The following is a 23,254-nucleotide window of genomic DNA, read 5'->3' on the forward strand; positions in this document are numbered from 1 at the left end:
CCAGCCTGCGCGTGACCCCGAACATGAGCCTGTGGCGTCCGGCTGACCAGGTTGAGTCTGCGGTGGCGTGGAAATACGCTATCGAGCGCAACGACGGCCCGACCACGCTTATCTTCTCTCGTCAGAATCTGACCCAGCAACCGCGTACCGCCGAGCAGTTGGCCAACGTGGCGCGCGGCGGTTACATTCTTAAAGACTGTGAAGGCACGCCGGACGTCATTCTGATCGCCACCGGTTCAGAAGTCGGCATCACCGTAGAAGCCGCCGACAAGCTGGCCGCAGCGGGCACCAAGGTGCGGGTGGTTTCACTGCCATCGACCGACGCCTTCGACAAGCAGGATGCGGCCTACCGCGAATCCGTGCTGCCGAAAGCGGTTTCCGCACGCGTTGCCGTGGAAGCCGGCATTGCAGACTACTGGTACAAATACGTTGGTCTGAACGGCGCTATCGTCGGCATGACCACCTTCGGTGAGTCTGCTCCGGCAGAGCTGCTGTTCAAAGAGTTCGGCTTCACCGTGGATAACGTCGTTGCCAAAGCACAGTCACTGTTGAAGTAAATTCAACTCTCGCCACAGCGCTTTGAACGCGCCGTGGTGATCAAAAGCCTCGATGAAAATCGGGGCTTTTTTTTATCTAAAATTTGGGTTTTAAATTCGAATAAAAAACCCGTGCCCTGACTTGCATCAATCCCTTTAAATCTCTTTTTTAATAGAATAGCCATCTTGTTAACGGAAAAAGCGCGTGGGTTGTTGATTTTTTCAGCGAACGCAAAGGGCAGTGCTCCAAATTGCAGCGAAATATTTCCTTTGTCTATAGTTTGGTTTATGCTCAGCTGAACCGTTTCAGTTGTGGTTATTTTAGTGAACGTCCGATGCTGGTTGTTAACGTGTTCAGATTGGAAGGGGTGTTGAGTTCCGAATTGCATCCAATAAGGTGCAATGATGATTCACCGCAAAGGCGCACTGCATTACTATAGGGTTATCGTAATTAGGTAACAACCGTGTAACAGGGAGAAGTATGCCAATACGTATCGCAATTAATGGCTTTGGTCGCATTGGCCGTAGCGTATTGCGCGCTTTATACGAATCTGGTCGCCGTGCAGAAATTAGCGTCGTGGCAATCAATGAGCTGGCCAGCCCCGAAGGGATGGCGCACCTGTTGAAGTATGACTCCAGCCATGGCCGCTTCGCCTGGGACGTGAGGCAGGAAGGCGATGTGCTTTCAGTCGGCGATGACACCATCCGTTTGCTGCACCAGCCCGATGCCAGCCTGTTACCTTGGGGTGAGCTGAGCATTGACGTGGTGCTCGACTGCACCGGCGTTTTCGGCAGTCGTGAAGATGGTGAAGCCCAACTTGCCGCCGGAGCCAAGAAGATCCTCTTCGCTCATCCCGGCGGGCACGATTTGGACGCCACCGTAGTTTATGGTGTGAATGACCATCTACTCAAACGCGAGCACCGCATCGTCTCCAACGCTTCCTGCACCACCAACTGTATTATTCCGATTATCAAACTTCTGGACGACGCGTTCGACATCGAATTTGGCACGGTCACCACCATCCACTCTGCGATGCATGATCAGCCGGTAATCGATGCTTACCATCCGGATTTACGCCGAACCCGCGCGGCCAGCCAGTCAATTATTCCCGTTGATACCAAGCTGTCTGCCGGCATCACACGCATTATGCCGAAGTTCTGTGACCGCTTTGAAGCGATCTCGGTGCGTGTGCCAACCATCAACGTAACTGCTATCGATTTAAGCGTTTTTGTTTCCAAAAAGGTAGACGTTGAGCAGGTTAACCAGCTGCTGCAAAAGGCATCGAACGGTACTTTTCGTGGTATTGTTGACTATACCGAACTACCATTAGTTTCTACTGATTTTAACCATGACCCGCACAGCGCCATCGTCGATGGCACCCAGACGCGGGTCAGTGGACAGCGCCTGATCAAAACTCTGGTCTGGTGCGACAATGAGTGGGGCTTTGCCAATAGGATGTTGGATACCACGTTGGCCATGTCCGCAAGCGGTTTCTAGTAAGGCAAATCAGCCACGGCTGGTTACGCCCTCAGCAACTTTAAAAGAATCAACGAGAGGATTCACCATGTCTGTAATTAAGATGAGCAGCCTGGATTTAGCAGGTAAGCGTGTACTGATCCGTGCGGATCTGAACGTGCCGGTTAAAGACGGTAAAGTGACGTCTGATGCACGTATTCGTGCCTCTTTGCCAACCATCGAAACGGCCCTGAAGCAGGGTGCGCGCGTAATGGTGACCTCGCATCTGGGTCGTCCTACCGAAGGCGAGTACAACGAAGAGTTTTCGCTGCTGCCGGTTGTTAACTACCTGAAAGACAAGCTCGGTTCAAAAGTTCGTCTGGCTAAAGATTACCTCGACGGCGTTGATATTGCTGAAGGCGAGTTGGTTGTTCTGGAAAACGTTCGCTTTAACAAAGGCGAAAAGAAAGACGACGAAGCGCTGTCTAAAAAATATGCTGCCCTCTGCGACGTCTACGTGATGGACGCTTTCGGCACCGCGCACCGCGCGCAGGCCTCGACTCACGGCGTGGGCAAGTTTGCTCCAATCGCCTGTGCAGGCCCGCTGCTGTCTGCAGAGCTTGAAGCACTGGGCAAAGCGCTGGGTAACCCGGCTCGCCCAATGGTTGCAATTGTTGGTGGTTCAAAAGTTTCTACCAAACTGACCGTGCTTGACGCGCTGTCCAAAATTGCTGACCAGCTGATCGTCGGTGGTGGTATTGCCAACACCTTCGTGGCCGCTCAGGGTCATAACGTGGGTAAATCACTTTATGAAGCTGACCTGGTAGGCACTGCCAAAAAATTGCTGGAAACCTGCGATATTCCGGTTCCAACTGATGTGCGCGTAGCGACCGAATTCTCCGAGACCGCAACCGCAACGCTGAAATCAACCAGCGATATCAAAGACGAAGAGCAAATTCTGGATATGGGCGACGTGTCTGCACAGCGTCTGGCCGAGATCCTGAAAAACGCCAAAACCATTCTGTGGAATGGCCCGGTTGGCGTGTTCGAGTTCCCTAACTTCCGTAAAGGAACCGAAATCGTGGCGCACGCCATTGCCGATAGCGACGCATTCTCCATCGCAGGCGGCGGCGACACTCTGGCAGCAATCGACCTGTTCGGTATTGCTGACAAAATCTCCTACATCTCTACCGGTGGTGGCGCATTCCTCGAGTTCGTTGAAGGAAAAGAGCTGCCAGCCGTTGTGATGCTGGAAGAGCGTGCTAAAAAGTAATAATACAGGGCGGATGAGTTTGCTTGTCTGCCCACGCTAATTTTTGTAATCCGATTCAATCCATCTACGACCGACGATACAGGACAACGTAATATGTCTAAAATTTTTGATTTCGTAAAACCTGGTGTTATCACTGGTGATGACGTTCAGAAAGTATTCGCAGTAGCTAAAGAAAATGCGTTTGCTCTCCCTGCAGTTAACTGCGTAGGCACCGACTCTATCAACGCCGCTCTCGAAGCCGCTGCGAAAGTCAAAGGTCCTATCATTATTCAGTTCTCTAACGGCGGCGCTGCATTTATCGCGGGCAAAGGTTTGAAAACTGACGTTCCACAGGGCGGCGCGATTCTGGGCGCTATCTCAGGTGCGCGTCACGTTCACCTGATGGCTGAACACTATGGCGTGCCGGTTATCCTGCATACTGACCACTGTGCGAAGAAACTGCTGCCTTGGATTGACGGTCTGCTGGACGAAGGTGAAAAACACTTTAAAGCTACCGGTAAGCCACTGTTCTCATCTCACATGATCGATCTGTCAGAAGAGCCGCTGGAAGAAAACATCGAGATTTGCAGCAAGTATCTGGCGCGTATGGCCAAGATCGACATGACGCTGGAAATCGAACTGGGTTGCACTGGCGGTGAAGAAGACGGCGTTGATAACAGCCACATGGACGCATCTGCGCTGTACACTCAGCCAGAAGACGTTGATTACGCTTACGAAAAACTGAATGCAATCAGCCCACGCTTCACTATCGCGGCTTCATTCGGTAACGTTCACGGCGTTTACAAGCCAGGTAACGTTAAACTGACCCCAACTATCCTGCGTGATTCTCAGGATTACGTCAGCAAGAAACACAACCTGCCGCACAACTCCCTGGACTTCGTGTTCCACGGTGGTTCAGGTTCTTCTGCTGCCGAAATCAAAGAATCTATCAGCTACGGTGTTATCAAAATGAACATCGATACTGACACTCAGTGGGCTAACTGGGACGGTATCCTTCAGTTCTACAAAAAGAACGAAGCTTACCTGCAGGCGCAACTGGGTAACCCGGAAGGCGCAGACAAGCCGAACAAGAAATTCTACGATCCACGCGTATGGCTGCGTTCTGCACAGTCCTCTATGGTGACTCGTCTGGAACAGGCTTTCGAAGAGCTGAACGACGTTAACACTCTGTAATTGCGCCTTTTGGTGCAAACAGACGAAAGGGGCCAGATGGCCCCTTTTTTATATCTGAAATCTGCGGAAACGGATTACATCCAGCCTGCGACAATTTTCTGATATTCGCCAGTGGCCCGCGCAAGATGTAGCCATTGGTCAACATAAAGCTTCCAGCTGATATCGTCGGTGGGCAGCATGTAAGATTTCTCGCCATACTGCATCGGCTTGTCAGGATTTACCGCACATAGGGACGGATGCGATTTTTTCTGGTAAAGCGCTTCGGAAGCCTCGGTTATCATCACGTCGGCTCTTTTATCAACCAGTTGTTGGAAGATGCCTGCATTATCGTGCGACAACGTTAGGTTGCTTTCAGGCAAGAAGACGTGTGCAAACACCTCATTGGTGCCGCCTGCCGGTTCAATCAAGCGTACCGTTGGCTTATTAATTTGCGCGAGGGTTTGATATTTTTTCACGTCAGTACAACGCACCAACGGGATTTTTCCATCAACATCCATTCTTTCGGCAAAGAACACCTGTTGCTGACGCGCCAGCGTAACTGAAATGCCGCCCATCGCGATATCGCATTTGCCCGCAACCAGGTCCGGTGTCAGCGTTTTCCAGGTGGATTTCACGAAATTAACTTTCACGCCCAGACTTTTTGCCAATGACTCTGCCATTGATACATCTATACCTTCATAGCTGCCATCAGGTTTTAAAAACGTGTAAGGCTTGTAATCGCCGGTGGTACAGACGTTTAAGGTGCCTTGTTTCATAACGGTTTGAAGATGTGATTCTGCGCTGGCGCTCCCGGCGGCGACCAGCAATACCCAAGGTAATAACTTTTTCATTTTTAGCCCTGTTTCAAGGTTATTGATTTTTTAGGCAACTTTTATCGCCGCAGCGGTATTTTTCTTTTTCTTGAACTGATAGCCGACCAGCAGCACCAGCAGCCAGACAGGAATTAGCCAGACTGAAATCTGCATGCCCGGCGTCATATACATAATGAACAGAATCGCGGCCAGGAACAGAAGGCAGAGCAAGTTAGTCAGCGGATAACCCAGGCTCTGGAAACTGGTTTTCTGTTTTGCGGTATGCAGCGCGCGACGGAATTTCAGATGAGTAATGCTGATCATCGCCCAGTTGATCACCAGCGCAGCCACGACCAGAGACATCAGTACTTCAAATACCTGACCCGGCATCAAATAGTTAAGCAGCACGCATAGCGCGGTGGTGATTGCCGAAACGCTCAACGCATTGAATGGAATACCGCGACCGTTAACCTTGAGCAAGGCGACAGGGGCATTGCCTTGTTTAGCTAGACCAAACAACATGCGGCTGTTGCTAAACACGCAGCTGTTATAAACAGAAAGTGCGGCAGAAAGTACTACGGCGTTGAGCAGAGTGGCCACCAGATTGCTGTCAAGCGCATGGAAAATCAGAACAAATGGGCTGCCGCCGGTGACTACTTTCTGCCATGGATAGAGTGAAAGCAGCACTGCCAGCGCGCCGACGTAAAACAGTAAAATGCGATAAATCACCTGATTGGTGGCTTTCGGAATGCTTTTCTGCGGATTGTCGGCCTCGGCGGCGGTGATGCCGATAAGTTCCAGGCCGCCGAACGAGAACATGATCACCGCCATCGCCATCACCAGACCTTTAACGCCGTGAGGGAAGAAGCCGCCGAATTGCCACAGGTTTGCCACGCTGGCTTCCGGGCCGCCGTGACCGCTGGCCAACAGCCAGGCACCAAAACCGATCATGCCGACAATTGCCGCCACTTTGATGATCGAAAACCAGAATTCCACTTCACCGTAAATTTTCACGCTGCTCATGTTGATGACATTAATCGCGACAAAGAATACCGCCGCCGAGACCCAGGTCGGGATCTCAGGCCACCAATACTGAACATAAATGCCCACTGCGGTGAGTTCCGCCATGCTGACCAGCACATACAGCACCCAATAGTTCCAGCCAGACATAAAGCCCGCCAGGCTGCCCCAATATTTGTTGGCGAAATGGCTGAACGATCCGGCTACTGGCTCATGAACTACCATTTCACCGAGCTGACGCATGATAAAGAAGGCGATAATCCCTGCAATCGCATAGCCCAAAAGTACCGAGGGTCCGGCCATTTTTATCGTCTGAGCGATACCGAGAAACAGACCAGTGCCGATAGCACCACCCAAAGCGATCAGCTGTATATGGCGGTTTTTTAACCCTCTTTTCAGCTGACCATCCTTCTGCAACTTATCCATTAATTTTCCCCAAAATTAGAAACTGTTATTGGCAGCGGATAAAGCAATTCTTAGGCCATTGCATGACGCACAAAACTTTAATTTTCATAACATATTGAAATATTTATATAAATATTTTTAATGGCTATGCGCAGGATATGCGTAAATAATCCCCTCAGGCTGTGATTTACGCTTTTAAATGGCATTCGGTGCATGATTTGAGCAGTAAACTCTCTGAAAGTGACCAATGTTGAACCAAATTAGTGCGACGCATCGGGTTACCTGCGCCTGCTCTTCGAACAGCGGTGAAATCTGTTATCATTAATTCATTGTCAGGGGCATGGATACATCGCCTCGACCCATTGTCTTTTATCAACCCAGACAGGAAATCGCCGTTGAATAAGCCAAGGTCAGTTACGCTCGAGGATGTCGCCCGCCACGCTGGTGTTTCTTATCAGACGGTTTCGCGCGTGCTGAATCAGGCGGCTCAGGTGGCTGAGAAAACGCGCATCCGGGTTGAAGCCGCAATGAATGAGCTGAACTATGTGCCGAACCGCATGGCGCAGCAGCTGGCAGGAAAGCAGAGTTTTACCCTCGGGCTGGCGAGTACTAATCTGGCCCTTAATGCGCCTTCTCAGGGGGCTTCGGCGATTAAAACCCGGGCCAGCCAGCTCGGTTATCACGTGGTGATATCGATGGTCGAAGATTTGCAGCTGCAGTCCTGCCGCGCGGCGGTAAACGAACTGATTGCCCAGCGCGTTGACGGCATTCTGATCAACGTGCCGCTGGAAACCGCTAACGCCCTTGAAGTGAAGCAGTGTTGCGGTAATCTGCCAGTGCTGTTTCTCGATGTTGATCCACAGGCAGATCTGCTGAGTATTCTGTTTGATCCAGGCGAAGGTGCGCGACAGGGGCTGAACCATCTGCTGGCGCTGGGCCATCGTGACATTGCCCTGTTGACCGGCCCATTGGAGTCAGTATCTGCCCGCCTGCGCTATCAGGGCTGGCTTGGCGGACTGACCGAACAGCAGCTTACACCTTTTAATGTGCTGCACGGTGACTGGAGCTCGGCTTCTGGCTATCAGTTGGCTCTGACTCTGCTTAACCAGCCGCAGCGGCCGACGGCGATTCTGGTCGCTAACGATCAGATGGCTCTCGGCGTGCTTCGAGCTGCGCATCAGTGCGGCATTGCGGTACCGCAGCATCTTTCGGTGGTTGGCTATGATGACACCGAAGACAGCGCCTATTTTCAACCTCCTTTAACTACTATCGCGCAAGACTTTCGCCTGAGCGGTCGCGAAAGTGTAACTCGTCTGGTGCAGATGCTGGAAAATCCATCGCAGGCCAATCCGGGCTCACTGCTGCTTAATACCACTTTGATGGAACGTCAGACCACCTCGCCGCCGGGTGAGCGGACCGATTCCGCCAAGTCACTGGCGTTAGAGCTCAAACGAATCGCTCGTCAGCTGGAACAGCTTTAAGCCTTTCCGTGCGCATCTGGCGGGGATTTTGTGATCCTCGTCGCCTTCTGAACGCTGCTTTCTTTACTTAATTTTCATATCGCCCCATGTTTGACTCATTAATGTGAGCGCATAACATTTTTTGGGTGGATTTATGAAGCGTAATAATGGTCAGGTAAAAAAACCGTTAATCGAAGTACTGGCGCGTAGAGATTGGGAGAATCCGGTTTGCACCCAGGTTAATCGCCTGGCGGCGCATCCTCCTTTTCAGAGCTGGCGCAGCGTTGAAGAAGCTAAAGAAGATCGTGATTCCGTCAGCCGTCACCTGTTAAATGGCGAATGGGCCTTTAGTTATTTCACCAGCCCGGAGAGGGTCCCTGTTTCGTGGCTAAGTGAGGATCTGCCCGCGTCGGACACCATTCAGGTTCCTGCCAACTGGCAGCTGGCGGGCTATGATGCGCCAATTTATACCAACGTACAGTATCCTATTCCGGTAAATCCGCCGTTTGTACCCCATGAAAACCCCACTGGATGTTATTCGCTCACATTTGAAGTTCAAGAGGATTGGCGCAAGCAGGGTCAGACAAGAATTATCTTCGACGGCGTTAATTCTGCGTTCTATTTGTGGTGCAACGGCGAGTGGGTAGGCTATTCACAGGACAGCCGACTGCCGGCCGAGTTTGACTTGAGCGATTATTTGCAGGCAGGCAATAACCGCCTTGCGGTGATGGTGCTGCGCTGGAGCGACGGCAGCTACCTCGAAGACCAGGACATGTGGCGGATGAGCGGCATCTTCCGCGATGTCAGCCTGCTGCATAAGCCAGAGGTTCAGTTCAGTGATATCCAGCTAAATACTCATTTGCATGCCAATTTCACACTCGGCGAGCTGGAAGCCAAAATCGTGGTGAACGCCACGCCTGAACAGGCCAGCACGCACAAAATTCAAGTCACACTTTGGCAAGGTGATCAGAAGGTTGCCGATCAAACGCAGCAACTTGGCAGCGAAACCATTGACGAACGGGGCGCCTATTTCGACAAAGTGACGCTGCGTCTGCCGTTGGCAAAACCGCTTTTATGGAGCGCCGAACAGCCGCATCTATATCGAGCCGTGATTTCCTTGCTCGATGCCGATAATCGATTGATTGAAGCCGAAGCTTACGACGTGGGATTTCGTCAGGTTGAAATCTCTAATGGCCTGCTGAAACTCAACGGGCAACCGCTACTGATTCGCGGCACCAATCGTCACGAACATCATCCTGAAAAAGGACAGGCGATCGACGAGGCGACCATGCTGCAAGATATCTTGCTGATGAAGCAGCATAATTTCAATGCCGTGCGCTGCTCGCATTATCCGAATCATCCGCTTTGGTACAAACTTTGCGATCGCTACGGACTCTACGTAGTTGATGAGGCAAATATTGAAACTCACGGCATGCAGCCGATGAACCGCCTTTCCGACGATCCACAGTGGTTCAATGCCTTCAGCGAACGAGTAACCCGCATGGTGCAGCGCGATCGCAACCATCCTTGCATCATTATCTGGTCTTTGGGGAACGAGTCAGGGCATGGTTCAACTCACGATGCTTTATACAGCTGGATAAAATCTACCGACCCGACTCGCCCGGTGCAGTATGAGGGCGGGGGGGCCAACTCGGCGGCCACCGACATTATTTGCCCGATGTATGCCCGCGTCGATCAAGATCAGCCGTTTGATGCGGTGCCTAAATGGTCGATCAAAAAATGGATCGGCATGCCTGACGAAACCCGTCCGCTGATCCTTTGTGAATATGCTCACGCCATGGGTAACAGTCTGGGCGGTTTCGACAAATATTGGCAGGCGTTTCGCGATTATCCCCGTTTGCAGGGCGGTTTTATTTGGGATTGGGTTGACCAGAGCCTGACTCGCGTCGGTGACGATGGCGTCAGCTATTCTGCCTACGGCGGTGATTTTGGCGACAAGCCCAACGATCGCCAATTCTGCATGAACGGCCTGGTTTTTCAGGATCGCACGCCGCATCCGGCACTGTTTGAAGCCCAGCGCGCGCAACAGTTTTTCCATTTCGATCTGGTCAGCATTGAACCGCTGGTGGTTGAGGTGCGCAGCGATTATCTGTTCCGTCACAGCGATAACGAGCGCCTGAACTGGCGGGTTGAGCTGAATGGTCAGGCAGTCTGCCAGGGCGAACAACCGCTGGATATCCCGCCGCAGGGCCGCCAGCGTATTCAGCTCGGCGACTATCCAGCAGTCGAAACACCGGGTCAACTATGGCTGAATATTGATATTTATCAGCCGGATGCTACGCAATGGTCTGGCAAGGAGCATCGTACTGCCTGGCATCAATGGTCACTTCCGCGCGCGCTTCCACTGCCTGTTGCCGTCAAGCAAAACTCAAGCGCACCTAAGCTGGCAACAACAGAAAATCAGCTCACGGTTGCCGTCGGCGATCAGCGCTGGCAGTTCAACAAGCAAAACGGACTGCTCGAACAGTGGTGGCATGGCGAAGAGGCGCAGCTGCTTTCTCCGCTGCGTGACCAGTTTGTTCGCGCGCCGCTGGATAATGACATCGGCGTCAGCGAGGCCACGCGCATCGATCCTAATGCCTGGGTCGAGCGTTGGAAAAAGGCCGGGATGTATGAACTCGAAAGCCAGTTGCTGCGTTTCGAAACTCATCAATTAGTCGATGGCTTAAATATTGAAACTGAGCACACCTTTGCCTATGCGCAGAACATAGTGCTGATTAGCCGTAAAAACTACCACATCAGCACACTGGGAGAGTTGCGTATTGACGTGCGGGTGCAAGTTGCCAGCAGCCTGCCTTCTCCGGCGCGTATTGGCCTGAGTTGCCAGCTGCGCCAGGTAGCAGAAACGGTCGAATGGCTGGGACTGGGGCCGCACGAGAACTATCCGGATCGCCAACTGGCGGCACAGTTCTCCCGCTGGCAGTTGCCACTGGAACAGCTGTATACGCCTTACGTCTTTCCGTCTGAAAACGGTTCGCGCGGTGGAACTCACGAATTAAATTATGGTGACTGGCAGCTGCAGGGCGATTTTGCCTTCGGCCTCAGTCGTTACAGCCTGCGTCAGCTGATGGATACCAGCCATCGCCATCTGCTGCATGAAGAGCAGGGCACCTGGCTGAACATCGACGCCTTCCGTATGGGTATCGGCGGCGATGATTCGTGGAGTCCCAGTGTGAGCCCGGACTTTTTACTGTCGGACAACGAATATCGCTATTCGCTTATCTGGGTGCGTAAGTAAGCATGTTGCCGTATTCCAGCGCGGGATACGGCTGCCGTTTCGGCCGAGGAGTGACCAATGAATTATCTAAAAAATACTAATTTCTGGACCTTTGGACTGTTTTTCTTTTTCTACTTTTTCATCATGGGTGCCTATTTTCCGTTTTTCCCGATTTGGCTGCATGATATTAATCATATCAATCAGAGTGATACCGGCATTATTTTTGCCTGTATTTCGTTTTTCTCACTGGTATTCCAGCCGCTGTTTGGTCTGTTGTCCGACAAGCTTGGGCTGAAAAAACATCTGCTGTGGATCATCACCGGCATGTTGGTTCTGTTTGCGCCGTTCTTTATTTACGTGTTCGGTCCGCTGCTGAAAACTAATATTCTTATGGGATCGATAGTTGGCGGGATTTACCTCGGCTTCATTTACAACGGCGGCGCACCGGCAATTGAGGCTTACATCGAGAAGGTCAGCCGTCGTAGCAGCTTCGAGTTTGGGCGCGCGCGAATGTTTGGCTGCGTCGGTTGGGCTATTTGCGCCTCGGTGGTGGGCATTATGTTCACCATTAACAACCAGTTTGTATTCTGGTTGGGGTCCGGCTGTGCGGTTATCTTGGCTATTCTGCTGTTGCTCGCCAAACCGGCAGTCGGCTCAACCGCCAAGGTCGCCAACGAGCTGGGTGCCAATTCCAAACCGTTTAGTCTGCGTCTCGCCGCAGAGCTGCTGAAAGATAAAAAACTGTGGTTCCTCGGCCTGTATGTGGTGGGTGTTTCCTGCACCTACGAAGTATTCGACCAACAGTTCGCCAACTTCTTTACCTCTTTCTTCAGCAATGTTGATCAGGGGACGCGTGTGTTCGGTTACATCACCACGCTGGGCGAGTTGCTCAACGCGTTTATCATGTTCTTTGCCCCGGCTATCGTTAATCGCATCGGCGGCAAGAATGCGCTGTTACTGGCGGGCACTATTATGTCCGTGCGCATCATCGGCTCTTCATTCGCCAGCACGCCGGTAGAAGTGGTGCTACTGAAAACGCTGCACATGTTTGAGATCCCGTTCCTGATTGTCGGCTGCTTCAAATACATTACCTCGGTGTTTGAGGTGCGTTTCTCGGCCACCATTTATCTGGTGTGTTTCTGTTTCTTCAAGCAAATCGCGATGATCTTTATGTCAATATTCGCTGGCGATATGTATGGCAAAGTGGGCTTCCATGGCACCTATCTTATCCTTGGGTTGATTGCGCTGGCGTTTACGCTGGTATCAGTTTTCACCCTCAGCGGACGCGGTCCGTTACAAGCATTCAAAACGGTTCAACGAGTCAGCGAAAAGCCAATTAACAACGTGTAAAAAGTCTGCATAACGGCCACACCGATTGGCAGTCAGGCTAAATCTTGGGTACCCTTAAGGGCTTAGGCATCATTCGTCCTGCGATTGAGTGCGAATGTCTGGTTTTATTATTGCTTGCTAGGGTGTGTTAAATGGAAGATTTAAATGTAGTGGGTGGACTTCACAGTGCGGGAATGTGGTTAGCCAAAAATCAGGAATTGCTGATTCACTATGCGGTCAATATCGTTGCCGCAGTGTTTATTCTGGTGATCGGCTTGCTGGCTGCGAAGCTTATTTCCGGCACGGTAAGCCGCGTAATGCGCTTGCGTAATATTGACCTGACGGTATCTGATTTCCTGGCGGCGCTGGTACGCTACGCCATTATTGCCTTTACCATTATCGCTGTTTTAGGGCGAATTGGCGTGCAGACTACCTCGGTGATAGCTGTTATTGGTGCTGCAGGTTTGGCCGTAGGTCTTGCATTGCAAGGCTCACTTTCAAACTTCGCCGCCGGTGTGTTGCTGGTGATGTTCCGCCAGTTCCGCGTGGGTGAATATGTCGATCTTGGCGGAGTTGCAGGTACCGTAACTCACGTGCAGATTTTTTCAACTACGCTGCTGAGCCCTGATAACAAGGTGATTGTTATTCCCAATGGTAAAGTGATCGCCGGTAACATCATCAACACCTCCCGTGAGCCGACTCGACGTACTGATATTATCGTCAGTGTCTCTTACGACGCAGAAATCGCTAAAGTTAAACAAGTGCTGGGCGATATTGCCAATGCCGATGAGCGTATTCTGAAAGATAAAGGCATTGTGATCCGTATGAACGCCATGGGCGCCTCAACCCTGGATTTCGTCGTGCGCTACTGGACAACGAATGCCGATGGTCAGAACGTTAACTGGGACCTGCTTGAGCAGTTTAAGGAAGCGCTGGATGCTAACGGCATCGGCATCCCTTATCCGCAAATGGACGTGCATCTGTTCCGCAGCGCTGAAACTATTGCTGCCGAAACAAAAGCCAGGGAAGCTGCACAGGCCAAGGCTGAATAACGTCCGCTATGTTCGAAAAACGCCCTGAGCTCAGGGCGTTTTGCTTTTTGCTATATTATTTATTAATTATAAGTTACAAGCTGATTCGGCCTGATTGTGCCATCAAATTGATTTAACGTTTTTTTTATAATAGTCAGCTTTTCGATTTTTTTAGCATCAAGAAAGTCCTTGCCTCCACTTCTCTTAATATAACCTATCAGTTGATATTCACCCTGAGGTAAAGCCGCAGTATCGAACGTAAAATCGGGTGTTTTACTTGTGTAATGGATTAATGAATAGTCCACGTCTTTGGCATAAATTTCCCATATATATTTAACGTTGCCGGTAATATTGCTTTCAAATGATAAGTTCAAGGGTTCACCTTGAGCGATTACTCTGCTGCCTTTTATGTTGGCCGTGGCTGGAACAAAGATCATTTTCATTCTGCTAAAGGCTTTTTTGCCGTCTTTATTGGTGACAGTTAATTCGAAAATAGCCTCATTTTGATGAGCTTCCCTCGGATCTTGCGTGCCATCTGCAACATTTGCAAAAACAGTTTTACCTTCCTTCGAGCGACCGATTTTTATTGGACCTTCGCCACCCGACTCTAGCTCCATAGGTACAGTGCTGTGAAGGATTTCCCAATGATAGGAGACAGCGTTTTTACTCAATCTACCGTCAAGTAAATTCATTGAACCCGGCCAACCGTTGGTCTTAAGTTTAATTTGGTCTTCGCAACGGGCTGCGCGCTAGAATCTATTACTGCTATTTCATCTGGGTATGAAGTTAAAGCCTTACTGTTATGGGTGGCCAAAGCATTTGCACCGCAGAATACAGAACAGATTGTAATGGTAATAGCCGAAAGTTTAATTAGTTTTTTCATAATATTCCTTTAATATTTCTTTTTTATCCTAAAAGTAAATCATGCTGATGGGCGGCATATTTGTTTTGCGTAGTTTATATTGCCAGCTCTTTAGAAGGCCTAATTTAACTAACTGAAATTATTAAACTCCAGTAGAGTTAGTTATCAAATGTATTTTCAATTAAAAGTATTTATTTGATTAAAATTGGAGACGTTTTTTTTAGCTATTAATTAAGCTATTTAATCAGTAAACATAATTATTTATTTATATTAAATTTGCTTTTTTTTAATATAAAAGCCCTTGAGTGAAATTAGCTCAGCTAATGTTCGATTAGAAATATCAATTTCCTCTAATGATGGCCGTGCCTTACAATTTGCATCATTACTTTCTATGACACATGTTTTAAGGACATATCGACAATGTTTTCGATCTTCTTGCAGGGAATGATGCTCAGCGCGGCGATGATTTTACCCATCGGTCCGCAGAATGCTTTTGTTATGAATCAGGGGATTCGCCGCCAGTATCATCTGATGATTGCCGGACTGTGTGCGATTAGCGATATCGCACTGATTTGCGCCGGTATTTTCGGTGGTAGCGCGCTGCTCGATACTTATCCGACACTGTTATTTATCGTCAGTTGGGGTGGTGTGGCTTTCCTGCTGTGGTTTGGCTGGGGTGCATTCCGCACGGCATTCTCTCCTAACCCGCAGCAGGTAGAAGCCAGGGCGATGGGTCAAAGTCGCTGGCGCATTGTGGCCAGCATGATGGCGGTGACCTGGCTTAATCCACACGTTTATCTCGACACTTTTGTGGTGCTGGGCAGTCTTGGCGGGCGTCTCGCCAGCGATGAACGTTCATGGTTTGCTCTTGGGGCGGTGCTGTCTTCCACACTGTGGTTCTTTGGTCTGGCAGTGCTCGCGGCGTTGCTTTCACCGTGGCTTAATCAGGGGAAAACTCAGCGGGCGATTAATCTGGTAGTCGGCACTGTGATGTGGGCAATTGCCCTACAACTGGCGTTACAAAACCTGCATTTTTGAAATATTTCTCACTAATCTTAATTTCGCTGCCAAACTACTATGCTAGGGTTGTCGCTCACCAGATGAATGAGGGAAACACTGTGAAATTGAAAGCATTGGCTATGGCCGCTATGTTGGGATTAGGGACACTGCCCGCTGCACTTCAGGCTGCTGAAGTTCCAGAGGGACCGCATGTGGTAACTTCAGGTACAGCCAGCGTCGATGCCGTTCCGGACATTGCGACGTTGGCTATTGAAGTCAATGTTTCTGCGAAAGACGCTGCTTCTGCCAAGAAACAGGCCGATCAGCGCGTTGCCGAGTATTTTGCCTTCCTGCAAAAGAACGGGATCGATAAAAAAGACATCAATGCCGCCAACCTGCGTACTCAGCCGGACTATAACTACCTGAAAGACGGTAGCAGCGTGCTAAAAGGTTATCGTGCGGTGCGTGAAGTGCAGGTTACTTTGCGCCAGCTAGATAAACTTAACGAACTGCTGGACGGGGCATTGAGTGCAGGATTGAACGAGATCCGTGCGGTAGAGTTGGGCGTTGCCAATCCTGACAGCTATCGTAATCAGGTGCGTCAGAAAGCGATTGATAATGCCACCCAGCAGGCGAAAGCGCTGGCTGAAGGTTTCCACAGCCAGCTTGGGCAGGTTTACAGCATTCGCTACCACGTCGCCAATTATCAGCCGATGCCGGTTGCCAGAATGTACAAAACTGCTGACGCTGCGGGCCAAAGTGATGCCGCTCAAACCTACGAGCAGCAAAGCATTCACTTTGACGATCAGGTCGATGTTGTTTTCGAGCTGAAGAACGAAAAGTAAATCAGTCTTGACGTAAAACCTGACGCCCGTGTGCCAAAAGGGCGTCAGTGACTTTTCTCATCATGCGGCTTTCCGGCGCGAATCGGTGCCAGAACAGCATACGACGCTGGAACAATCCCGGCGTCAAATCGATTAACTCACCGCTTTCCAACTCTCTCTCAATCTGCAAATGCGGGATCATACAGCAGGTGGTGCCTTGGCGCGCCAGTTGCACAAAAGCCTCGGACGAGTTCACGATATGGCAGGGCACGCTGCCGGGCGATAGGTCGAAGTTTTGTTGTAAAAATGCCTGATGCATATCATCAAGATGGTCAAACGCTACCGCGGGGGCTTTCAGCAGTGCAGAACGCGTGACGCCGTTGGGGAAATAGCGTTCGGCGAAACCTTTCGAGGCTACAAACAGGTAGTCTAGCGCGCCGAGTTGATCCACCAGGCAGCTCGGTAACGGCTGCGGCTGGATACTGACCGCACCGACCACTTCACCACGGCGCAGGCGCTCCTGAGTGCGGGTTTCGTCTTCAACCTGCAGATTTAAACGAATTGGCGAGTCGACCAATACGGATTTCAGCGCCGGTAACAGCCAGGTTGCCAGACTGTCGGCATTGACCGCCAGCGACAGCAGCAGCGGCGTGTCATTGCTGTCATTCGTATTGTCACTGCCGAGCCACTCTTCTTCAAGTAATTCAACCTGATGCAGCAGCGCCAGCAGCTTTTGACCCTGTTCGGTCGGTCGAGGCGGCACAGTTCGCACCAGCAGAGGCTGACCAAATAAATTTTCCAACTGTTTAATTCGTTGCGAAACCGCGGATTGGGTAATGCACAGCTTTTGTGCCGCGCGTTCAAAACCGCGTTCACGGATCACGGCGTCCAGCGCTTGCAGCGTTCTATAGTCTGGGCGTTTCATCGAAAATCTATTCCTTGGCTCGTTCGGGATTTAGTACATATTCAGACACTATGCCACAGTTTGTTTAAATTTGTGGCGCACAAAATCTTATGCTTTTCCTGTGAGAGTCTGCTCACCGTTCCTTCGAGCCTTGCTTTATACTACTCACACTTCAACAACGTCGGGTTGTTTGCCAGAGAGAAATCATTATGACTCAAGATGAATTGAAAAAAGCGGTAGGTTGGGCTGCGCTGGAGTATGTCACGCCGGGTACTATTGTTGGCGTCGGCACCGGGACAACGGCGGCGCACTTTATCGACGCGCTGGCTTCGATTAAACATCAGATTGAAGGTGCGGTGTCGAGTTCAGAAGCTTCGACCGCCAAGCTTAAAGCCTACGGCATTCACGTTTTTGATACCAATGAAGTCGATGAGTTAGACGTTTACGTTGACGGTGCCGACGAGATCAATGGCCACATGCAGATGATCAAAGGCGGCGGCGCGGCGTTGACTCGTGAAAAAATCATCTCTGCCATCGCGCGCAAGTTTGTGTGCATCGTTGACGCCTCCAAGCAGGTCGACGTGCTGGGTAAATTCCCGCTGCCGGTTGAAGTCATTCCGATGGCTCGCTCCTACGTGGCTCGTGAACTGGTCAAACTTGGCGGCTTGCCGGAGTATCGACAGAATGTCGTCACCGACAATGGAAACGTAATCCTCGACGTGCACAATCTGGAAATCCTCGACGCCATCGCGCTGGAAAACAAGATCAACAGCATTGCCGGTGTGGTAACCGTCGGCCTGTTTGCCAATCGTGGTGCAGATGTCGCGCTGGTAGGTACGGCGGACGGCGTTAAAAAAATCGTTAAATAGTCGTTTTTCGATAAGCAGAAGCTCTGCCTAAATGGCTAGCCATAATGCAATGTTATGAAGATGATAATTTTTAGATTGAATCATCTTTTATTTAAAGCGGCGAATTTGGTGACTTATGTCACATAACTGCGCAGTTTTAATGTTTACCTCCGGCATGGCCTGCATTGTGAGTGTTTAGTTCTGAAAAATGCCAAGCCGCTCAGGGCTTGTGCTATGGGGCAGGCAATCGTTTGTATTGCCCCACGCAAAAATTTTGTTATGTTGACTGTGAACTGCATAAAGCAGTGACTTCTGAAGTCTGCATTCAGCATGAAAATCACTTTCGGTATGCATTACTGCCGGTATGAATAAAACAGTAGGGTCGGGAAATGGCAAAAGTATCACTCGGAAAAGACAAAATTAAGTTTCTGCTGGTTGAAGGTGTTCACCAAAGTGCGATCGACACCCTTCACGCCGCTGGTTATACCAATATTGAATTTCATAAAGGAGCGCTGGATACTGAAGCGCTGAAAGAGTCGATCCGTGATGCTCATTTCGTAGGGATCCGATCCCGTACCCAACTGACCGAAGAAGTCTTTGCCGCTGCTGAAAAACTGGTTGCCGTCGGTTGTTTCTGTATCGGCACCAACCAGGTAAGCCTGAACTCTGCGACCAAGCGCGGTATTCCCGTGTTCAACGCGCCGTTCTCCAACACCCGTTCTGTAGCAGAAATGGTGCTGGGTGAAATGCTGCTGCTGATGCGTGGTATTCCTGCAGCCAACGCCAAAGCACACCGCGGTATCTGGAACAAACTTGCTGTAGGTTCTTATGAAGCGCGTGGCAAGCGTCTGGGCATCATTGGTTACGGCCACATCGGCACACAGCTCGGCATCCTGGCCGAAGGCCTGGGCATGCGCGTTTTCTTCTATGACACCGAAAGCAAGCTGCCACTGGGCAACGCGCAACAGATCCCGACACTGAATGAATTGCTGAATACCAGCGATGTCGTGACCCTGCACGTGCCAGAAACCGCTAATACCAAAGACATGATTAGCGTAGAACAGCTGGCACAGATGAAACCGGGCTCACTGCTGATCAACGCCTCACGCGGCACGGTTATTGATATCCCGGCGCTGTGTGAATCGCTGCGCAGCAAGCATCTTTCTGGCGCGGCTATCGACGTATTCCCTGAAGAGCCAGCAACCAACAGCGATCCGTTTATTTCACCATTGTGTGAATTCGATAACGTGATCCTGACTCCGCACATTGGTGGTTCTACCATGGAAGCGCAGGAAGGTATTGGTCTGGAAGTGGCGGGTAAACTGGCGAAATACTCTGACAACGGTTCAACGCTGTCAGCGGTTAACTTCCCGGAAGCTTCGCTGCCGATGCACGGCAAAAATGCCAGTCGCCTGCTGCACATCCACGAAAACCGTCCAGGCATGCTGACCAGCATCAACAAAATCTTCGCCGAGCAGGGTATCAACATTGCCGCTCAGTATCTGCAAACCAGCCCTGAAGTGGGCTACGTGGTTATTGACGTTGAAGCCGACGTTGAAACGGTCGACACCGCATTGCAGCTGATGAAAGGCATTCCGGGCACCATTCGTGCTCGCCTGCTGTACTAATCTGCTTAACGCTTGTTCTAAAAATTGTTAAGCAAAACAAAAGGGCCTCAATTGAGGCCCTTTTTGCATTCCAGCGTTCAGCTTATCCACCGCCAGCTGTGATTTGGGGTGAGAATTTCCGGTAGCGGAATGTCCCACTCTTCGCTCGGCAGGGTGTCAACCTGTTGACAGTCATGGGCAATACCGATCGGATAGGGGCCTTTTTCGCGCCAGTTTTGCAGGGTGCGATCGTAAAAGCCACCGCCCATGCCGAGTCGTTGACCGGTTGAGTCAAAGGCGACCAGCGGTGTCAGGATGATATCCAGTTCGCCGAGCGGCAAAATCTCGCGGACGTCCAGCTCCGGCTCGAAAATATTCAGACGATTCCGTACCAGTTTGGTGCCGGGACGATAGTTTAAGAACAGTAAATGTCCCTCGGTGAATGGATGCAGCACTGGAAGACACAGTCGTTTGCCGTCTTGCCACAGGCGGTCGATCAGCGGAGAAGTGTCGAGTTCGCCATCAAACGACAGGAACACTGACAGCGTTTTAGCTTGCTGAACTTTGGGATGACGGGCAATACGCTGAGTTGCCTGAAAGGCAAAGACTTGCTGTTGCTGCTGGGTAAGTTGTTTTCTGCGCTGACGTACTTCGGTACGAATCGCCTGCCTGACCAGCGCGTGTTGAGCTGTAAAAGACATAGAGAAAGCCAGAGAAAATATTACAGGGGAGAAAGGGGAATCTCCGAGATGCCGCCGCAGGCTGTAACCCTTGAACCCATGGTTCAAGGTGAACGTTCAGTCACAATCTTTAGGCTTCTCGGCGGACCGAGCATGCGCACCGATTGCGGATCATCACATTCTGTTGGTACTAATTATCGGCTCAGGGGACGGGCCCGCTGGCAAACATCTCAGAGAAATTTTGTATTCTTACTGTGGACACAGTCTCTCATAGAAAGAGATAAATATCAACAGCTTGACTTATTCGAAAGGCGCCCCTTCACGTTCAGTGATGCGTCCTTGTTCGAGCAAAGCCTGCTCGATGGTTTGTTGCAACATCCGAATACGCTGTTCCATATTGGAGGCATAATCGCGAGTTTTCAAGCGTTCTTGAGCAAGTTCGTGACAGACGTTCAATGCCGCGATAAATACTAGTTGCTCTGTATTTGTGACTCTAGTGCGAACTTTAAGATCTTGCAACCGCTGATTAAGATCCTCTGCAGCCATGTTCAACGCTTCTTGTTGTTCTGGCGGACAATTTACTCTTAATGAGCGACCAAAAATTTGTATATCTACCGGTTGTGCAGACATGCCACCTTCCTGCCATATTATTCGCCGGCCTCCGATTGAAACACTGCCGAAACGCACAGGACATCGAAAACGGGCGCAACTATATATACCCCACTCCTGATTTGCAACGCCGTTAAGCACTTAAGCATGGCGAGCTAATCTGGTACTGAGACTTGCCTTGGTGGTAGCATAACACGAACTTAACCTGCCAACGATGGCGAATGCGCATGTCTATTGAGAATACCTATCCAAACTATGATTCGCTGAATCAAAGCCTGAAACAGCAGTCCGTAGCCTTGACCCCGGCAGAAATGCACGGGCTTATCAGTGGCTTACTTTGCGGCGGCAACCGTGACGGCAGCTGGCTGACGATGGTGCATGACCTGACCAACGAGGGGATGGCTTTTAGCCACCAGTTGGCCGATATGCTTCAACAATTGCGAAAAATCACCGCCGATACGCTGGAAGACGACAGCTTTGAATTTAAGATGCTGATGCCCTCCGACGATACCAGCGTTTTCGAACGCGCCGATGCGCTGGCTGGCTGGGTCAACCATTTCCTGCTGGGCCTCGGCATGATGCAGCCCAAGCTTGCCAAAGTTAAAGGCGAAGTCGGCGAAGCCATTGATGATCTGCGCAGTATTGGTCAGTTGGGCTACGATGATGACGAAGATCAGGAGATGCTGGCTCAGTCACTGGAAGAGGTCGTCGAATACGTTCGCGTGGCTTCAATCCTTTGTTTTGGCGAATTTAGCCGCAGCCATCCGACGGCACCCGAGAATCAGCGTACCCTGCATTAATTGCTCAGACTATTGAGCCTTAAGTCCTTACAATAAAAACAGTTAACGTGGATAACATCCGATTTCAGGAGCAGGTGATGACTACAGTGACCATTACTCAGCAGGAATACGAGGCTCGTCGTCAGGCACTTATCGCCAAAATGGCCCCCGGCAGCGCGGCAATTATTTTTGCGGCACCGGAGGCAACTCGCAACGCCGACAGCGAATATCCGTATCGTCAAAGCAGCGATTTTTGGTATCTAACCGGTTTCAACGAGCCAGAAGCGGCGCTGGTGCTGGTAAAAAGCGATGAAAATCATAATCACTCGGTGCTATTTAATCGAGTACGTGACTTAACCGCCGAGATCTGGTTTGGTCGCCGCCTCGGTCAGGATGCTGCCCCTGCGCATTTGGGCGTTAGCCGCGCGCTGCCGTTTGATGATATCAACGAGCAGCTGCACCTGCTTTTGAACGGGCTGGACGTGGTTTATCACGCTCAGGGTTATTACGCTTACGCTGACCGTATTGTCGATTGCGCAATGGAAAAACTGCGCAAGGGTTTTCGCCAGAATCTTTCTGCTCCAGCAACTGTCACCGACTGGCGTCCGTGGGTGCATGAGATGCGCCTGATCAAATCTCCGCAGGAAATCGCCATTATGCGCCGCGCTGGTGAAATCACCGCCAGAGGCCATACCCGTGCAATGCAAACCTGCCGAGCCGGTTTGTATGAGTATCATCTTGAAGGCGAAATTCATTACGAATTCAGTCGTCACGGTTCGCGCACGCCGTCTTATAACACTATTGTCGGTAGTGGAGAAAACGGCTGTATTTTGCATTACACCGAAAATGAATGCGAGCTGCGCAATGGCGATCTGGTGCTGATCGACGCCGGCTGCGAGTACCAGAATTACTCCGGTGATATCACTCGCACCTTCCCGGTCAGCGGCAAGTTTACTCCGGCACAGCGTCAGGTTTACGACATCGTGCTGGCCTCCGAATACAAGGCGCTGGAGGTGTTTGGACCGGGTCGCAGCATTCAGGAAGCTACCGAAGCCGCCGTGCGTGTCATGGTTGAGGGATTGGTGGAGATTGGCGTGATGAAAGGTGACGTTGATCAGCTGATTGCCGAGCAGGCCCACCGCCAGTTCTTTATGCACGGTTTGTCTCACTGGCTGGGGTTGGACGTCCACGATGTGGGTAATTACGGCACTGTCGAGCGCAGCCGCACGCTGGTGCCGGGCATGGTGCTCACCGTTGAGCCGGGCTTGTACATTGCCCCGGACGCCGACGTGCCGGAAGCCTATCGCGGGATTGGTATCCGTATTGAAGACGACATTGTGATTACTGAAACGGGTATCGAAATCCTGACTGGCGACGTGGTCAAAGAGGCCGACGATATCGAAGCACTGATGGCGGCGGCAAGAAAATAG

22 protein-coding genes and 1 other RNA gene are annotated in these 23,254 nt (G+C 50.9%); 14 read left to right on the forward strand and 9 right to left on the reverse strand.

All coding sequences use genetic code 11. The features are described from left to right. A partial coding sequence (locus SPM24T3_RS16325) for a transketolase C-terminal domain-containing protein (protein ID WP_009637895.1) occupies positions 1–557 on the forward strand: 557 nt, incomplete at its 5' end. A 2-nt stretch (positions 558–559) separates the two neighbouring features. On the opposite strand, the gene SPM24T3_RS16330 is transcribed toward SPM24T3_RS16325, so the two are convergent. Continuing rightward, the gene (locus SPM24T3_RS16330) at positions 560–925 is read right to left on the reverse strand and encodes a hypothetical protein (protein ID WP_009637896.1); all 366 of its coding nucleotides are present in this window, start codon (positions 923–925) and stop codon (positions 560–562) included. A gap of 92 nt (positions 926–1,017) precedes the next feature. Between SPM24T3_RS16330 and epd the strand changes: the two genes are divergently transcribed. The 3 genes from epd to fbaA all read left to right on the forward strand — a co-directional run bounded on the left by epd (position 1,018) and on the right by fbaA (position 4,438). Beyond that, a complete protein-coding gene (epd, locus tag SPM24T3_RS16335) occupies positions 1,018–2,034 on the forward strand; it encodes an erythrose-4-phosphate dehydrogenase (protein ID WP_009637897.1) in 1,017 nt (338 codons plus the stop codon). 67 nt (positions 2,035–2,101) lie between these two features. Beyond that, complete coding sequence (gene pgk / locus SPM24T3_RS16340) at positions 2,102–3,265, forward strand: phosphoglycerate kinase (RefSeq protein WP_009637898.1); 1,164 nt, start codon at positions 2,102–2,104, stop codon at positions 3,263–3,265. Positions 3,266–3,358: 93 nt separating this feature from the next. Continuing rightward, positions 3,359–4,438, forward strand: coding sequence for a class II fructose-bisphosphate aldolase (gene fbaA / locus SPM24T3_RS16345; protein ID WP_009637899.1), 1,080 nt, complete (start codon positions 3,359–3,361; stop codon positions 4,436–4,438). A 74-nt stretch (positions 4,439–4,512) separates the two neighbouring features. Here fbaA and SPM24T3_RS16350 read toward each other — a convergent pair whose 3' ends face one another. Both SPM24T3_RS16350 and SPM24T3_RS16355 read right to left on the reverse strand, forming a co-directional pair. Further along, on the reverse strand, positions 4,513–5,268 hold the full coding sequence (locus SPM24T3_RS16350) for a transporter substrate-binding domain-containing protein (protein WP_009637900.1): 756 nt from the start codon (positions 5,266–5,268) through the stop codon (positions 4,513–4,515). Positions 5,269–5,298: 30 nt separating this feature from the next. Further along, positions 5,299–6,675 carry an amino acid permease gene (locus SPM24T3_RS16355; RefSeq protein WP_009637901.1) on the reverse strand — a complete coding sequence of 459 codons (1,377 nt, stop codon included), beginning with the start codon at positions 6,673–6,675 and terminating at the stop codon, positions 5,299–5,301. Positions 6,676–7,049: 374 nt separating this feature from the next. Here SPM24T3_RS16355 and SPM24T3_RS16360 point away from each other — a divergent pair, with 374 nt between their 5' ends. From SPM24T3_RS16360 to mscS, 4 genes are all read left to right on the forward strand, one after another. Beyond that, entirely contained in the window at positions 7,050–8,135 is a 1,086-nt protein-coding gene (locus tag SPM24T3_RS16360) for a LacI family DNA-binding transcriptional regulator (protein ID WP_009637902.1), read from the forward strand. Positions 8,136–8,268: 133 nt separating this feature from the next. Further along, on the forward strand, positions 8,269–11,373 hold the full coding sequence (locus SPM24T3_RS16365; RefSeq protein WP_009637903.1) for a beta-galactosidase: 3,105 nt from the start codon (positions 8,269–8,271) through the stop codon (positions 11,371–11,373). 57 nt (positions 11,374–11,430) lie between these two features. Continuing rightward, a complete protein-coding gene (locus tag SPM24T3_RS16370) occupies positions 11,431–12,702 on the forward strand; it encodes an MFS transporter (RefSeq protein ID WP_009637904.1) in 1,272 nt (423 codons plus the stop codon). A 131-nt stretch (positions 12,703–12,833) separates the two neighbouring features. Further along, the gene (gene mscS / locus SPM24T3_RS16375) at positions 12,834–13,733 is read left to right on the forward strand and encodes a small-conductance mechanosensitive channel MscS (RefSeq protein ID WP_009637905.1); all 900 of its coding nucleotides are present in this window, start codon (positions 12,834–12,836) and stop codon (positions 13,731–13,733) included. Positions 13,734–13,795: 62 nt separating this feature from the next. Here the strand turns inward: mscS and SPM24T3_RS16380 are convergent, their stop codons facing one another. Both SPM24T3_RS16380 and SPM24T3_RS25525 read right to left on the reverse strand, forming a co-directional pair. Next, entirely contained in the window at positions 13,796–14,404 is a 609-nt protein-coding gene (locus SPM24T3_RS16380; RefSeq protein ID WP_157135318.1) for a hypothetical protein, read from the reverse strand. Then, positions 14,401–14,595, reverse strand: a complete 195-nt coding sequence (locus SPM24T3_RS25525; RefSeq protein ID WP_157135319.1) for a hypothetical protein — start codon at positions 14,593–14,595, stop codon at positions 14,401–14,403. Before SPM24T3_RS25525 ends, SPM24T3_RS16380 begins: the two co-directional genes overlap by 4 nt. A gap of 399 nt (positions 14,596–14,994) precedes the next feature. Here SPM24T3_RS25525 and argO point away from each other — a divergent pair, with 399 nt between their 5' ends. Both argO and SPM24T3_RS16390 read left to right on the forward strand, forming a co-directional pair. Then, entirely contained in the window at positions 14,995–15,612 is a 618-nt protein-coding gene (gene argO, locus SPM24T3_RS16385; protein ID WP_009637907.1) for an arginine exporter ArgO, read from the forward strand. Positions 15,613–15,692: 80 nt separating this feature from the next. Continuing rightward, on the forward strand, positions 15,693–16,418 hold the full coding sequence (locus SPM24T3_RS16390; RefSeq protein WP_009637908.1) for an oxidative stress defense protein: 726 nt from the start codon (positions 15,693–15,695) through the stop codon (positions 16,416–16,418). Position 16,419: 1 nt separating this feature from the next. Here the strand turns inward: SPM24T3_RS16390 and SPM24T3_RS16395 are convergent, their stop codons facing one another. Beyond that, positions 16,420–17,322, reverse strand: coding sequence for a LysR family transcriptional regulator ArgP (locus SPM24T3_RS16395; protein WP_009637909.1), 903 nt, complete (start codon positions 17,320–17,322; stop codon positions 16,420–16,422). Between the two features lie 188 nt (positions 17,323–17,510). On the opposite strand from SPM24T3_RS16395, the gene rpiA reads away from it, so the two are divergent. Together rpiA and serA are read left to right on the forward strand one after the other, a co-directional pair. Continuing rightward, positions 17,511–18,170 carry a ribose-5-phosphate isomerase RpiA gene (gene rpiA, locus SPM24T3_RS16400; RefSeq protein WP_009637910.1) on the forward strand — a complete coding sequence of 220 codons (660 nt, stop codon included), beginning with the start codon at positions 17,511–17,513 and terminating at the stop codon, positions 18,168–18,170. A 368-nt stretch (positions 18,171–18,538) separates the two neighbouring features. Next, positions 18,539–19,777 (forward strand): phosphoglycerate dehydrogenase, encoded by a 1,239-nt coding sequence (serA, locus tag SPM24T3_RS16405; protein ID WP_009637911.1) that lies wholly within the window; start codon positions 18,539–18,541, stop codon positions 19,775–19,777. Between the two features lie 77 nt (positions 19,778–19,854). Here the strand turns inward: serA and SPM24T3_RS16410 are convergent, their stop codons facing one another. The 3 genes from SPM24T3_RS16410 to zapA form a co-directional block, all read right to left on the reverse strand. Continuing rightward, complete coding sequence (locus tag SPM24T3_RS16410; RefSeq protein WP_009637912.1) at positions 19,855–20,457, reverse strand: 5-formyltetrahydrofolate cyclo-ligase; 603 nt, start codon at positions 20,455–20,457, stop codon at positions 19,855–19,857. 36 nt (positions 20,458–20,493) lie between these two features. Then, a non-coding RNA gene (ssrS, locus tag SPM24T3_RS24790) (6S RNA) lies at positions 20,494–20,676 on the reverse strand. Between the two features lie 60 nt (positions 20,677–20,736). Further along, on the reverse strand, positions 20,737–21,066 hold the full coding sequence (gene zapA / locus SPM24T3_RS16415) for a cell division protein ZapA (RefSeq protein WP_009637913.1): 330 nt from the start codon (positions 21,064–21,066) through the stop codon (positions 20,737–20,739). Between the two features lie 206 nt (positions 21,067–21,272). On the opposite strand from zapA, the gene SPM24T3_RS16420 reads away from it, so the two are divergent. Together SPM24T3_RS16420 and pepP are read left to right on the forward strand one after the other, a co-directional pair. Further along, positions 21,273–21,845, forward strand: a complete 573-nt coding sequence (locus SPM24T3_RS16420; protein WP_009637914.1) for a YecA family protein — start codon at positions 21,273–21,275, stop codon at positions 21,843–21,845. A 92-nt stretch (positions 21,846–21,937) separates the two neighbouring features. Next, positions 21,938–23,254, forward strand: coding sequence for a Xaa-Pro aminopeptidase (pepP, locus tag SPM24T3_RS16425; protein ID WP_037378910.1), 1,317 nt, complete (start codon positions 21,938–21,940; stop codon positions 23,252–23,254).

Origin of the sequence: Serratia sp. M24T3, assembly GCF_000257645.1 — a bacterium.
GTDB lineage: Bacteria > Pseudomonadota > Gammaproteobacteria > Enterobacterales > Enterobacteriaceae > Rouxiella.